Origin of the sequence: Amycolatopsis sp. NPDC057786 (genome assembly GCF_042797905.1) — a bacterium.
Classification (GTDB): Bacteria; Actinomycetota; Actinomycetes; order Mycobacteriales; family Pseudonocardiaceae; genus Amycolatopsis.
On the sequence record NZ_JBHVKW010000100.1, the window covers coordinates 17,537 to 31,730 of the forward strand.

The 14,194-nt window shown below is 69.4% G+C and carries 10 protein-coding genes; 6 read left to right on the forward strand and 4 right to left on the reverse strand.

Annotated elements, in window-relative coordinates; all coding sequences use genetic code 11:
- Positions 1-32: 32 nt before the first annotated feature.
- The 3 genes from ACFVM3_RS34320 to ACFVM3_RS34330 form a co-directional block, all read right to left on the reverse strand.
- Positions 33-2,249 carry a heavy metal translocating P-type ATPase gene (locus ACFVM3_RS34320; protein WP_378444057.1) on the reverse strand — a complete coding sequence of 739 codons (2,217 nt, stop codon included), beginning with the start codon at positions 2,247-2,249 and terminating at the stop codon, positions 33-35.
- Between the two features lie 238 nt (positions 2,250-2,487).
- The gene (locus tag ACFVM3_RS34325) at positions 2,488-3,606 is read right to left on the reverse strand and encodes a DUF6801 domain-containing protein (protein ID WP_378444058.1); all 1,119 of its coding nucleotides are present in this window, start codon (positions 3,604-3,606) and stop codon (positions 2,488-2,490) included.
- Between the two features lie 73 nt (positions 3,607-3,679).
- Entirely contained in the window at positions 3,680-4,912 is a 1,233-nt protein-coding gene (locus ACFVM3_RS34330) for a DUF6801 domain-containing protein (protein ID WP_378444059.1), read from the reverse strand.
- Between the two features lie 487 nt (positions 4,913-5,399).
- On the opposite strand from ACFVM3_RS34330, the gene ACFVM3_RS34335 reads away from it, so the two are divergent.
- On the forward strand, positions 5,400-5,972 hold the full coding sequence (locus tag ACFVM3_RS34335) for a hypothetical protein (RefSeq protein ID WP_378444060.1): 573 nt from the start codon (positions 5,400-5,402) through the stop codon (positions 5,970-5,972).
- 45 nt (positions 5,973-6,017) lie between these two features.
- Positions 6,018-7,232, forward strand: coding sequence for a lipase family protein (locus tag ACFVM3_RS34340; protein ID WP_378444061.1), 1,215 nt, complete (start codon positions 6,018-6,020; stop codon positions 7,230-7,232).
- Positions 7,233-7,276: 44 nt separating this feature from the next.
- Here the strand turns inward: ACFVM3_RS34340 and ACFVM3_RS34345 are convergent, their stop codons facing one another.
- On the reverse strand, positions 7,277-8,473 hold the full coding sequence (locus tag ACFVM3_RS34345) for a helix-turn-helix domain-containing protein (protein ID WP_378444062.1): 1,197 nt from the start codon (positions 8,471-8,473) through the stop codon (positions 7,277-7,279).
- Between the two features lie 315 nt (positions 8,474-8,788).
- Here ACFVM3_RS34345 and ACFVM3_RS34350 point away from each other — a divergent pair, with 315 nt between their 5' ends.
- The 4 genes from ACFVM3_RS34350 to ACFVM3_RS34365 all read left to right on the forward strand — a co-directional run bounded on the left by ACFVM3_RS34350 (position 8,789) and on the right by ACFVM3_RS34365 (position 14,149).
- A complete protein-coding gene (locus ACFVM3_RS34350; protein WP_378444063.1) occupies positions 8,789-10,009 on the forward strand; it encodes a helix-turn-helix domain-containing protein in 1,221 nt (406 codons plus the stop codon).
- Between the two features lie 338 nt (positions 10,010-10,347).
- Positions 10,348-11,337 carry an alpha/beta fold hydrolase gene (locus ACFVM3_RS34355; protein ID WP_378444064.1) on the forward strand — a complete coding sequence of 330 codons (990 nt, stop codon included), beginning with the start codon at positions 10,348-10,350 and terminating at the stop codon, positions 11,335-11,337.
- Positions 11,338-11,677: 340 nt separating this feature from the next.
- Positions 11,678-12,868, forward strand: a complete 1,191-nt coding sequence (locus ACFVM3_RS34360; protein ID WP_199745766.1) for a helix-turn-helix domain-containing protein — start codon at positions 11,678-11,680, stop codon at positions 12,866-12,868.
- Positions 12,869-12,904: 36 nt separating this feature from the next.
- Complete coding sequence (locus tag ACFVM3_RS34365; RefSeq protein ID WP_378444065.1) at positions 12,905-14,149, forward strand: PucR family transcriptional regulator; 1,245 nt, start codon at positions 12,905-12,907, stop codon at positions 14,147-14,149.
- The last annotated feature ends 45 nt before the right edge of the window (positions 14,150-14,194 follow it).

Below are 14,194 nucleotides of genomic sequence, written 5' to 3' on the forward strand. Positions count from 1 at the left end.
GAGGGGCGATGGTACAAAACCACCCGCAAGTGTCACGCGGCGCGTCGGAAGTCCTTGAGCCGGAGGCTGTTGGACACGACGAGTACCGAGGACAGCGACATCGCCGCCCCGGCGATCAGCGGGTTCAGCAGGCCGAGCGCGGCCAGCGGGATCGCGGCGACGTTGTAGCCGAACGCCCAGGCCAGGTTCCCCCGGATGATCCGCAGCGTGCGGTCGGCGAGCCGGATGGCGTCGGGAACCACCCGCAGATCCTCGCGGACCAGCACCATGTCGGCCGAGCGCACCGCGATGTCGCTGCCCTGGGCCATGGCCATGCCGAGATCCGCGGTGGCCAGCGCCGGACCGTCGTTGATCCCGTCACCGACCATCGCGACCCGCGCTCCCCCGGCCCGCAGCTCCTCGATGACCGCGGCCTTCTTCGCGGGCAGCACTCCGGCACGCACGTCGGAGACGCCGATCTCGTCCGCGACCACGCGGGCGGCGGCTTCGTTGTCGCCGGTCAGGAGCACGGTCCGCAGGCCGAACGCGTGCAGAGCCTCGACGGCGGCCCGTGCCGACGGCTTCACGACGTCCCGGACCGCGAGCTGCCCGGCGGCCCGGCCGTCCACCGCGACCAGGATCGTCGTGGTGCCGTCCTCCGCCGTGAAGTCGCCGGGGACGGCGATCCCGTGTTCGGCGAATAAGCGCGCGTTGCCGACGAGGACAGCGTGCCCCTCGACCTCGCCCTTCGCACCGAGCCCTGGCAGCGCGCCGAATCCCTCGACCGGGGGCAGATCCGGCAGCTCCGCCCGTGCCGCGGTCACCACGGCCGCCGCGATCGCGTGCTCCGAACCGGCCTCCACCGCCCCGGCGAACCGCAGCAACTCGCCGCGGGTGAACCCGTCGGCGGGGCTGCACGCGGTGACGGTCATCTTCCCGGTGGTGACGGTGCCGGTCTTGTCCAGTACGACGGTGTCCACCGTGCGGCTCGCCTCGAGCGCGTCCGGCCCCTTGATGAGGATGCCGAGCTGAGCGCCGCGGCCGACCCCGGCCATCAGCGCGGTCGGCGTCGCCAGCCCGAGCGCGCACGGGCAGGCGATGATGAGGACGGCGACGGCCGCCGCGAATCCTTCGCGAGCGGGTGCTCCGCCGAGCAACCAGGCCGCGAGCGTCAGCACCGCCACGCCGAGCACGGCGGGGACGAACACCGCGCAGATCCGGTCGACCAGCCGTTGTACCGCGGCCTTGCGGGCCTGCGCGCGTTCGGCCAGCGCGGTCATCTGGGCCAGCTGGGTATGCGCGCCGACCGCGGTCGCGCGGACGACGAGCCTGCCGTCCCGGTTCACCGAAGCGCCGACGACCCGGTCCCCGGTGGCGACTTCCGCGGGTACCGGTTCTCCGGTCACCGCGCTGACATCCACAGTGGACAGTCCATTGTGGATGACTCCGTCGGCGGCGATCGACTCGCCCGGCTTGACCACGAACAGGTCCCCGACGGCCAGTTCGCCGACCGGGACCATGCGCTCGACGCCGTCCCGCAGCACCCGGACATCCTTGGCGGCCAAGGCGTCCAGCGCGGCCAGGAGTCCCGCGGCGCTGCCCCTGGACCGGCTCTCGAAGTACCGGCCCGCCAGGAGGAACGTGGTCACGCCGGCGGCGACGTCGAGGTAGATCGCGTCGGCGCCGGCCGCCGTCGGGCCGAAGCCGATCCAGTACCCGGGCTCCGTGCCGCCCGCGAAGGCGGACCACGCCGACCACACGAACGACGAGAGCACGCCCAGCGACACCAAAGTGTCCATACTGGACGATTGGTGACGGAGATTTCGCAGCGTGGCACGGTGGAACGGCAGCGCGGACCAGAACACCACGGGGACGGCCAAGGCGAGGCACAGCAGTTCCCAGCCGGGGAACCGCAGCCGCGGCACCAGCGCGAGAGTGATCGAGAGGTTCCCCAGCGGGATCGCCAGCAACGCGGCGACGACCAGCCGACGCCGGAGATCCCGGACCCGGGCGAAGCCGATGTCCGGATCCTCTTCGCCGCGGAGCTCCGCCGTGTAGCCGGATTTGCGGACCCGCTCGACGAGCACGTCGTCGGCCAGCGCTTCGGGCACCTGCACGGTGGCGCGCTCGGTCGCGTAGTTCACCGACGCGCGCACGCCGTCGAGTTTGTTCAGCGCGCGTTCCACCCGCGCCGAACAAGCGGCGCAGGTCATCCCCGACACGGTCAGTTCCACCGTACGGACGGCGGCCTCCGGCGCGGAAATCGTCATTTCGTGGCACTCCCGGGATTCACCAGTGGTTCCTCGGTGGTGGAACAGGTGTCCGGGTCGTGTCGCGAGGGAGATTACCGCCGCCGGGAACCGGGGCAGCCGTCGGCCCGACTACTGCGGTGGTGGTGGAACAGGTGCCCGGGCGGTGTGGTGGGTGGCCGAGGGCTGAAGGGGACTTTCCCCGCGTCTCGTGCGGTGAAGGGAGCTTTCCCCGCATCACATGCGGGGAAAGCTCCCTTCAGCCGCGCGGGGTCAGCGTGAGGTCGAAGGTGTTGCCGTCCCCCTGGACCAGGGAGCTCACGTAGGAGGTGAACGCGCCACAGCCGGTCAGCGGCGCCAGCGAGTAGGTGCCGCTGAGCGCGCCCCCCTTCGCCATGGTGAAACCGTCGCCGGTACGCAGTTCCGCCGTCGACGGGGCCGACGTCCGGCAGCCCGGTCCGGTGCTGACCGGCATGCCGACGAGCGTCACCAGCGGGAGGACGGTGGTGAACCGGGGTCGCGCGACGAAACCGGTCCCGGCGAGGTCGCCGCCCTGCGGTCCGTCGGCGACGAACTCCAGATCGGCCGAGCCCGGCAGGAAGCCGAACAGCCGGAAGTCGGTGTGCGCCTTGTCGAACACCGGGCCGCCGCTGAACACCGTCGCCGCGGTCGGGCTCAGCTCGAAGGTGCCGGTCAGCGGCGCGTCGGCGCCGAGTGCCTTGACCCCGGTCTTCCCGGCGATCGCGAACCGGTGCCCCGCGGGTTTCTCGCCGAGCTCGAAGGAGAGCAGGACCGGGTCCTGGCCGGGGTCGAGCGTGCAGTCAGAGGTGAAGGAGCCGAGCCCGGTGAAGGAGCCATCGGCCTTCTTCGGCGTGAGGCGGGTGGTGAAGTCGCCGACGGTCAGCGTCGTCTTGCCCGGTTTCGCCAGCGTGATGGTCGGCACGGAACCGGTCGCCACCGGGCTGAACGTGCCGGACGGCGGAATTCCGGTCTTGGCGACGTTCAGCGGGATGCGCACGGGAAGCGGATTCGCGTCGCCGTTGACCAGTGTCACGCCGGCCGCCGCGGTGCCTTCGATGGTCGTGGCGCCGACGAGGTTGAGCCCGCGCGCCGCCTTGTCCGGCACGGTCACGGTGATGGTCAGCCCGGAGGTGGTGAGCGTGCCGCCGGGCGCCGTCGGCACCTCGAAGTCGGCCTTGATGTTCACGTCGAGCTTCTGCAGCCCGATCAGCGGGAACGGGCAGGTGAACGACAGTTTCTTGTCGACGGGCGTACCGGCCGCCGCGCTGCGGACGGCGACGAACAGCAGGCAGCCCGCCGTGAGCAGGACGGTGAGGCCCGCCGCGAGCAGCATCCGGACGTTGATGCGAAGGGGCATGGTCGCCTTCCTGGACGGCGCGGAAACGGCACCGGCCCCCGTCACGGAACGCGACGGGGACCGGCTGCCTGACTTACTTCTTGGTGAGGTTCAGATCGAGCGTGTTGCCGTCGCTCTTGGCGAACATGCTGATCATGTCGTTGAACGAACCGCAGTTCTGCAGGGCCGACAGCGAGTAGGTGCCGGTGAGCTTTCCGCCCTTGAGCAGGTCGAAGTCCGGACCGGTGGTCATCTCGCTGGTGGACGGGCTGACCGTGCCGCACTTCGGGTCGCTGCTGATGGGGATCCCGAAGACCTGCACGCTCGGCAGGAACACGTTGAACTTGATGTGCGCCTTGAAGCCGGTGCCGACGAGCTCACCGGTCTGCTTGCCGACCTGCTCGACCTTGATCTCCGAGCGGCCGTCGACGAACCCGAACAGCTTGAACTGGGTGGACGACGGGTCGAGCTTCAGGTCACCGGTGAACGTCTTCGACGCGAGGTCCACGTCCGCGTCGAAACCACCGTTGATCGCCGCCGTGCTGCCGAGCGACTTCAGCGCGGTCTGTCCCTTGATGCCGAACGCGTACTTGATCCCGCCGCCACCGGGCGTGGTGGTGGTAGTGGGCGGGGTCGTCGGCGTGGTCGGCGTCGTGGGGGTGGTGGTGGGCGTGGTCGGGGTGGTGGGCGTGGTCGTGCCGCCACCGCCGTCACCGATCTTGATCGTGGCCAGGGTGTTGTTCTGGCCCGGATCCTGCTTGCACGGCGCGTCGATCGTGCCGTCCGGCGTGATGCCGGTGACCGAACCGTCGGCCTTGCGCGGGGTGACCTTCAGCCGCAGGTCGCCCACGGTGATCTTCGCCTCGCCGGGCTGGTTGAAGGTCAGCGAAGGCGTCTTGCCCGACGCGTTGACCGTCATCTCGCCCGAGGTGGGGATGTTCTGCTTGGCGATGTCGTTCGGGACGCTGACCGGGAGGTTGAGCCCCGGTGCCGCCACGGTCGCCGCCGCGATGGCCTGTCCTTCCAGCGTGGTCGCACCGATCAGGTTGAGCCCGCTGACCGTGTCCGCGTTGATCGTGGAGACGGCCTTGATGTCGAACGTGCCGGTCGGCTGACCGGTCTTGACCGACAGCGGAAGATCGGTGTTGATCACCACCTTCAGCGACTGCGACCCCACGAGCGGCAGGTCGCAGTGGTAGTTGAGCGGGAGCGAGATCGGATCGGCGACACTGGACTGCGCCCCGACCACGAGTACCGCGGCGGCAAGCCCCACGGCACCGGCAGCGGCGGCGGCGACCGCCTTCTTGGTTCCTCTACGGTGACTCACGATCGTCCTTCCGTGGTATCAACGATGATACGAAACGGCGTACAATTCCCCAGAGCAATGAATATCGGCCCGAGAGAATTCTCCGGGTAGCGACGATGTCTGACGGATCGCAACCGAACAGTAAACTAACGACGCGTCCACACCGCTATCAAGTGCTTCACCGGAAAAGTTCACCGGCGACGGGTAAATTGTCACGCAGGCACGGTACAACCGGATGGTTCCTAGTAGCGACACATGGGTTTCCCCAGTTCAGAGCCGGGTAAGACCGCCCGCGGAACCGCTGACGAGAGTGACAATCGCACCACTGAAAACTATCTCGCGCGTGCCAATCAGCCTTTTCAAGGCCACCGCCGCCTTGCCTGCCGGAATCTTTCGTGAGTAACCTCGCGGTTCAGCAAGCCGGTCACCGCCGACCAGCGCGGAATCCCGCTCGTCGTGCCGTGGCAGGCCCTCTTTCGCCGAATTCGACGGGGAAACCATGAAAAGAATGCGCCGCACGGCAGCGCGAATCGCGTTCGCCGCCGTCTCCACGACCGCCGCGGCGGTCCTGCTGAGCGCCTGCGGGTCCGACGAACCCGCCGACGCCGGCAGGCACGCCGACCCGGCCGCGCTCGCCTGGGTGGACAAGGTGTGCTCGGGCGTCGCGACGGGCTCGGCGAAACTGTCCAAGCCGCCCGCGTTCGACCCGGCCGATCCGCAGGGGACCAAGACCGCGATGGTCGGTTTCCTGAATTCGCTCTCCGCCGCCCTCGACGACATGGCGGGCGGGATCCGGAACGCCGGCGTGCCGCCCGTCCCGGATGGACAGTCCGCTGTGGACAAGGCCACCACCACGCTCGGCGAGACCAAGTCGAAGGTGTCCGCCACCCTGACGCGGATGCAGGACGCGAAGGTCACCGACCAGGCGAGCCTGCAGAAGGTGGTCGCCGACGCCGATAGCACCATGAGCGGGTTGAGCGAGCCGGAAGGCCCGATCAAGCATCTGCGCGCCAACCCCGAACTGGAACTCGCGTTCGCCGAGTCCACGACCTGCCGCCAGGTCTACGGCGGCAACGCCTGAGCGCGCCTGCCCCTCACCCAGCCCACGCCCCCTGGAGGCCCGGCCGTGCCGACCCCGTTCCCCCGCCCGTCCCGCCGGACACTCGCCGTCGCGCTGGCGATCGTCCTGTCCGCCGGTCTCCTGACCGTGCTGAGCGGGAGCCCGGCGAGTTCCGCCGCCCCGACGGCGTCCGACGACTCGTTCTACACGCCGCCCTCCCCGCTCCCGGCGGGCAAACCGGGCGACATCATCCGCTCGCGTGTCTCGAAAGCCGGTCCGCGTAAGGATTCCGTCAACGCGTGGCAGGTGATGTACCTGTCGACCGACGCACTCGGGCGGCCGGACGCGGTGACCGGGACCGTGCTGGTGCCGAAGAACGTGGACCCGGCGAAGGCGCCCATCGTCTCGTTCGGCGCCGGTACGCACGGCCCCGCTTTCCACTGCACGCCGTCGAAGATGATCGACATCGGCGCGTTCTACGAGCAGTCCGGCCTCGACGACGCGCTCGACGCCGGTTTCGCCGTCGCGCTCACCGACTACGAGGGCTATCGCCAGGATCCGAAGACGACGTACGTGGTCGGGCGTTCGGAAGGACCGGCGATGATCGACGCGGTCCGCGCCGCGCAGCGCCTGCCGGAAGCGAAGCTGTCCACCGACGCCAAGGTGCTCTTCCGCGGGTACTCGCAGGGCGGCGGGGCGGCGGCCTGGGCAGGCGAACTGCAACCGGTCTACGCGCCGGAGCTGAACCTCGTCGGTGTCGCCGCCGGCGGTGTGCCCGCCGACCTCGTCCAGGTCACGCTGCAACTCGACGGGAAGTTCGGGTTCGGTGTCTTCGCCTACGCCCTGATCGGCCTCGACCACGCCTATCCCGAACTGAAGCTGGACTCGTTCCTCAGCGGCAACGGCCGCGTGAAACTGGCGGAGATGCAGAAGAGCGCTTGCACGTTCGAGCTGCTCACCACGTACGCGAACCAGAAGATCGCCGACTACACGACCAGCGCCGGTTACGTGCGGCCGGAATGGGTGAAGCGGCTCAACGAAAACAAGCTCGGTGGCACTCCGCCGAAGGTCCCGGTGTTCCTCTACCACGCCACCCAGGACCAGCTCGTGCAGTTCGCGCAGGCCGAGGCGCTGCACAAGGCCTACTGCGCCGCGGGTGTCAAGACGACCTGGAAGACCTTCGACACCGACCACATCACGGCGGTCTACACCGGCAACGCCGACGTGCTCGCCTTCCTCAAGGACCGGGTCGCGGGCGCCCCGGCGACGTCGAACTGCTGACCTTTGTGGACGACGGCGCGCGAGCTTATCCGGCTCGCGCGCCGTCACACGTCGGCGGGCCGCAGCCGTTCCGCGCGCAGCGCCAGTTCGATCCGCAGCCGCTGATCCGGATCGTCCAGCCGTTCGCCGAACAGCTCCGCGAGCCGTCGCAGCCGCGCCCGCACCGTCTGCGGATGCACGGCGAGCCGCCGGGCGATCTCGGGCGCGCTCCCCCTCGTCTGCACCTGCGTGAGCAGCGTCGCCGCCAGTTCGTCGTGCTGACGTGGCGCCAGCCCCGACAACGGTTCGAGCGCATCTCCGGCCAGCCGGTCGAGCAGGAACTCGTCGGCGAGCAACAGCAGCGTGGTGAGGTGCTCTTCGCACCACAGCACCGGGCCGACCGTCGTGATCATGCCCCGCCGGGTGAGTTCGGACGCGCGCCTCGCGATCCGGAACGACTCCGCGGCCTGCGCGACCGGGACGGACACCCCGACCGTCGCCGACCAGCCGGACGGCAGGTCCCGCAGGCCGCCGAGGTCGGCCTCCGGACAGGCCACCAGCGCGCCGGGCGAGTCTGAGACGAGATCCACCGGAACCGCAGGCGGCAGCAGGCCCGGCGGGAACGCTGGCGCACCGGGCGCCGCGGTGAAGACGACCGCGGTGATCCGTTCGGGGATCCGCCAGCCGATGGCGACGGCGAGCGCGCCTGCGTCGGCCTGGCTGTACCCGGAACCACCGGTCAGGAGGCGGAAGAGCCTGGCCCGCTGCTCCGCGGGGCCTGTCGCCTCGGCCTGCGCGGCGTTGTACCCGTCCGTCAACGCCATCGTCACTTCGACGACGTCACCGAACAGGCACTCTGCCGCGCCGTAGAGAACGTCTCCGGGCAGCTGGAGCTGGCGGCCGATCGCGGCGATCGAACGCCACAGCACCCGGCTCGAGACCCGGAACGCCGCCTGCGCGGCCTCCCTGCTGAGTCCTTGCCGGAACGCGATCCGGCCCTGCTCGCGGAAATCCACCAGGAGGTCGTTCTGCAGGAGTTCGGGGACGCCGACCCGGTCGATGGCGCGTTCGATACTGCGCCTGGTCAGTTCGACGGCCGCGGCACGGGCCTCGCCGTCGCTGAACACTTCGGCGCATTCGCTGATCTCGGACACCACGGCGTCGACGCAGTGCCGGGCGATCGCCGGGATCCGCGGGCGGACGGCGTCACCGAGTTCCCTCGGCAGGCGTTCCCACAACACGCCGACGGGCTGCCAGCTCACGTGTGCGATCCCCCGCTGCGAAGTAGGCCGACGATTACGGGCACCCATTCCCTTTCGTCCGCGCGCCACCGGCGCACTCGAATGCACGGAGCGTAGAACCGTCGCCACATCCGTGTCAAAAGACGTCACATCGAAACACCCGCTCGTTGTCACCTCCCTGAGCGCCGCGACTTTCCGTTGCAAATTCAACGTCACATTCGGGGTACACGCCGTCCGCCGATCCAGCAGAAACACCCGGGCACCGTTCCCGTCGTTCCGGCGTGGTTATGCAAACGGATTCATGTTTCCCTCCCCTGGTTCGAGAAAAATCAAAGGGTGGTCCTGGTGGTCGAGTACCGCGGTTTCGGCATGCTGGCGGCGTTGCCTCGTTCGCTCGGCGAAGAACTGCGTCCGTATACCGGTCACGCCGCGGCCGCCATGGTCAAGCAGGTGCAGCGTTCGGTCAGCGCGTATTCGCAGCCGTTGCGCGGCGTCTTCGGCCGCGTCCTGGTCGTTTCCTGTGAACGGGCGGTGCGGCACTACGTCGAGTGCATCGGCGATCCGGACGTGCCCCACGACCGCTGGATCGACTTCTACCGCATGCGCGGGCGGATCGAATTCACCGAGGGCCGCAGCCTGGAACCGTTGCACGACAGCGTGACCGTCGGCGCGCGGGCGGCGTGGCGGGCGATGCGGCCCATCGTGCGCGGGCTCGGCGTCGGCCTCGACGTCATCGCGCTCGCGGCCGAATCCGTCTTCGTCTACGTCGACGAACTGTGCGCCACGACGATCGAGGGGTACCAGGAGGCGGAAGCCAGGGCGGCGGGCGCGATCCCGCTCCGGCGACGGCGGCTCCTCGAACTGATCGCCCAGGCGCCGGAAGGGTCCGCGTGCAGCATCGCCAGCCTCGCCGACGGCGCCGGCTGGCGGGTTCCGGGGGCCGCGGCCATGGTCGCGCTCCAGCGCGCTCCCGGCGCGTCCGCCTTCCCGGTCCACCTCCTGGACACCACCGTGCTGGCCGACCTCGACACCGCCGAGCCGTACCTGCTCACCGCGGATCCGGACACCGATCTCGCCCCGCTGAAGGACGCCCTGGACGGCTGGCGGGTGGCGGTCTCCCCCGTCGTACCGCTCGCCGACGCCCCGGCCGCCCTCCGCACCGCTCGCCGCGCACTACTGCTGACCAGCGAGGACGCGCCCGGCCCGGTCATCTGGTGCCGGGATCAACTCGCCACGCTGTGGCTGCTCGCCGAGGACTTCCTCGGCGCCGAACTCGCCAAGCAGAGCCTCGACCCGTTCACCTCGCTGAGCGGGAAACAGCAGGAGCGGCTCAGCGAAACCCTGCTGGCGTGGCTGGAGACGCGCGGTGGCGCGCCGGAGATCGCACAGCGGCTCGGCGTGCATCCGCAGACCGTGCGGAACCGCCTCCGTCAATTGGAGGACTTGTTCGGCGACCGGCTGAAAGACGCCGACGACCGGCTGAACATGCAACTCGCGCTCCGCGCGCAGCGGCTCATGCGCGCCCACCACCGCGACGAAGGGACGCCAGGGAACTGATCCGCCGGACCCGGCGTTCCGGCGGCCGCACGGTGGGGAGCACCCAGCGGAGGCCGCGTCGGACACGTTTCACCCTCGGCTGATCGACGTGGAAGTCCGCCCGGCAGGCCATCGCGTTCTCCGTCGTTACGGGTGTTTACCGACGCTTTCCTGAATACCGGGACGGCAGGGAAAAGTCGATGCGTAATTGCCGGGGTCGCGCGGTTTTGGCATCCGGCTCGGGGTCGGCCGCGGCATTCTTGTCACCTGGGTCGCAATTGCCGGACGTGTCCGGCGACACGCTGACACACCCGGCGTTCTACACGTTATTTTGACGCCTGACAACGGAAAGGCTGGACATGGCCCTCGAAGCGCGCACACTGACCCTGCACGGGCGGGAAATCCGGCTACGGGAATACGTTCCGTCCACAAAGGACGTCGCGGGAGAACCGCTCGTCCTGCTCCACGGTATCTCGGGCAGCGGCGAGACCTGGGGCCCCCTGCTCGACCACTTCGAGCGGACCGGGTTCGGGCGCCACGTCCTCGCCCCCGATCTTCCCGGCCACGGTGATTCGGCCGCCCCTCGGGCCGATTACGGTCTCGGCGCGATGGCCAGCGTGGTCCGCGACGTCCTCGCGCTCACCCGGAACCGGCACGCGACCATCGTGGGCCATTCCCTCGGCGGCGGGATCGCGATGCAGTTCGCCTACCAGTTCCCCGAGATGTGCGCCCGGCTGGTGCTCGTCGGCAGCGCCGGACTCGGGCCGCAGGTGACCCCGGTGCTGCGCGCGACGGCGCTGCCGGGGGCCAACGCGACGCTCACCATCGCGGTCAACCCGGTCACCGTCGCGATCACGCGGGGGATCGCCGCGGCCGGCCGCGTTCTCGGCGGGAAGCTCTCCGCCGAAACCCGGGAGCTGACTCGTCACCTTGCGTCACTGGCCGACCCTGGCAGGCGGCGGGCGTTCCTGTTCATCGCGCGCAGCCTGATCGACCTCCGGGGTCAGCGCGCGAGCGCGATCGACAAGCTCTATCTCGCCAGGGAGGTGCCCACCCTCGTCGTCTGGGGAGCGCACGACCCGCTCATCCCGGTCGCCCACGGCCGCAGGACGGCCGAAGTGCTGCCGGACAGCCGATTGACGGTGTTCGAAAATGCGAAACACTTTCCACATGTGGCCGACCCGGCCCGGTTCGGTGACGAGCTCGAACGCTTCCTCGCCGGGACCGCACCGGCCCGGTTGACCCTGGACGAGGTCGTCGAGGTGCTCATCCGCGCCAGCGAGGCGGCGGAAGCGCCCGAAAACGTCCCGGAAAAATTGTCATCCGGACGCCATCTCAGGCCTGCCTAAATGTCACTCACCATCGGATCGGACCACCCGTTCGGGTGTAGTCCATCCAGGTGGCCGATCAAGCTCCCGCCAGCCGTTGACAGTTCTCTCGGCCGGATTTTATGTTGCGTGAGCCACAAAATCTGGATCGGCTTCACCGTTGAAGAGGCTGATTTTGTTGCCAGCAAGGATAAAAAACATGACCGACTTGGATACCGGATTCTCGCGGCACGAACTGCGGACCGCACGGCCCGAACCCGGCGTGCGTCATCCCGCCACCCCGCTCCGCCAGCCACCGGGTCCGGTCCAGCGACCGCGCGCCTTCACGCCGGCACCGAGAACCCCAGTGGAGAACCGACCTGTGCGCAGCACCGGTGCGAATGGACTGTGGGCGTCACTGCCAAGAGACCTTGGCGAGCGGTTCCGGCCGCGGGCCGACCCCTTGGCACGAGCCATCCTTCAGGAGGTGCAACGAGCCGTCCCCGAGTACGCGCAGCCGTTGGAAGGCGCGTTCGGACAGATCATCACGCAGGGTATCCGGCAGGCGATCCTGCACTGCCTCGATACCATCGGTCAGGGGACGACGGCGCTCGACAAATGGTCGGCGGTGTTCCGCAACCTCGGCAAGGTCGAATTCAACGAGGGCCGCAGCCTCGACTGTCTCCAGACGGCCTACCGCGTCGGCGGCCGCGTCGCGTGGCGGCACGTTTCGGAGTTCGGGCAGGCGATCGGAGCGGACGCCGATCTCCTGTGCACCGCCGCCGAAGCGATTTTCGCTTACGTGGACGAGATTTCCGCACTGTCCATCGAGGGCTACACGGCCGCGCAGGAGCGGGCCGCGGGCACCAGGGCCAGACGCAGGCGCAGGCTGCTCGAACTGATGCTCTCCGATCCCCCGTCCTCTCCGCAGTCCATCGCGTCCCACGCCGCCAACGCGCAGTGGGCGCTGCCCACCGAGATCACGGTCGTCGCACTGGAGCGACGGCTCGGCCCGCTGGACCCCGACAGCGCCGACCTGGACGCCGACGTCCTCGTCGACTTCGAAGGCCCCAAACCCTGCCTGGTCACCGGCGACCCGGACAAGCACCTGAAGGATCTCGCCGAACGGCTCCCCGGCTGGCGCGCGGTGATCGGCCCGGCCGTGCGGCTCACCGAAGCGCCGCGCTCCCTGATGTGGGCCCGCCGCACGCTGCGGCTGGTCCAGCGCGGGGTGCTTCCGGACAATCCGGTCACGCGGTACAGCGATCACCTGTCCACCCTGTGGCTGCTCGCGGACGAATTCCTGGTCCGTGAACTGTGCACGCGCAGCCTCGCCCCGTTCGACGACCTCACCCCCAAACAGCGGGCGCGGCTCGGCGAGACGTTGCTGATCTGGCTGCAATCCCGGGGCAGCGCTCCGGAGATCGCGAAGAAACTCAAGGTCCACCCCCAGACCGTCCGGTACCGCATGCACCAGCTCATCGATCTCTTCGGCGACCGGTTGAACAACGCCGACGACCGGCTCGACATGGAGATCGCCCTGCGCGCGGAGGCCTTGCTCGCGGAGGACTGACAGATCAGCGTTTCCCACTCACAACGAGGTGACGAGGTGACCCGACCGCAGGACGCCCGCAGCGGGGTCGAGGCGACATACGGTCCGCTGCTCACGCCTGCCCGGCCGGGTGGGCCGAGCGGGCGCCCGGTCCAGCTCTGGGCGTTGCTGCCGAGAGAGCTGGCGACCGTGTTCCGGCCAGGGCTGGGCGATACGGCCGGGGAGGTGGTCCGGGAGATCCAGCGGACCATTCCCGAGTACGCACGACCACTGGACGGCGCGTTCGGGAAGGCGCTCAAGACCGGCGTACAGATGGCGTTCGTGCAGTTCCTCGAGCGCCTCGGAAACCCCGAGGCGCCGTCGGAAGACCGGCGGAGCGTGTTCGTCAGCCTGGGTGTCCAGGAGTTCCATCAGGGCCGCAACGTCGACGTCCTCCAGGCGGCCTACCGGGTGGGCGCCAGGGTGACCTGGCGCCGGATGGCCGAGATCGGGCGTCGCGCGGGGGTGCCTTCCGCGACGCTGTGCCTGCTCGCGGAAGCCATCTTCGCCTATATCGACGAACTGTCGGCACTCTCGGTCGAGGGCCATGCGGAGGCACGGGAAAAGGCCGCCGGCGCATTGGAGCGCCGGCGGCACCGTTTGATGGAACTCCTGCTCGCCGATCCGCCGTCACCGCCCGACGTCGTCAAACACGCGGCCGACCTGGCCCGCTGGCAACTACCGGACCTGCTCGTCGCCGTCGCACTCGACCGGCCGTCGGACGAAGTACCGACGGCCGCGCCGACCGCGCTGGCCGACTTCGAGAGCGCCTCCCCCTGCCTTCTGCTCCCCGCCCCGGAACCGGACGAACGGGACCGATTCGCCGAAGAACTGACCGGCTGGCGGGCCGCGATCGGCCCCGCCGTCCCGCCCGTTTTCGCGGCACGTTCGCTGCGGGCCGCACGCGAGGCCCTGCGGCTCGTCGACTCCGGCGCGCTCGCGGACGAGCCCGTGACGTGGTGCGTCGACCATCTTTCGCGTCTGTGGTTGCTCAAGGAACCGTTCCTGGCCGCCGAACTCGTCCGGGAACGACTCGGGCCGCTGGCCGGGTTGACCGGGAAGCAGCATTCGCGGCTGGCGGGGACGCTGCTGGCGTGGCTGGAGACCTGCGGGAACGTGCGTGAGGTGGCGGAACGGCTTGCCGTGCATCCGCAGACGGTGCGGTCGCGTGCCCAGGAACTGGAGGCGCTGTTCGCGGACGGGCTGCGGGATCCTGAGCGGCGGTTCGAGATGATCCTGGCCCTGCGGGCCGCCCCTTCTTGAGGGTTCCGGAAAAGTCCGTGAAGGCCTCCTTGAGGGACCCTGGGT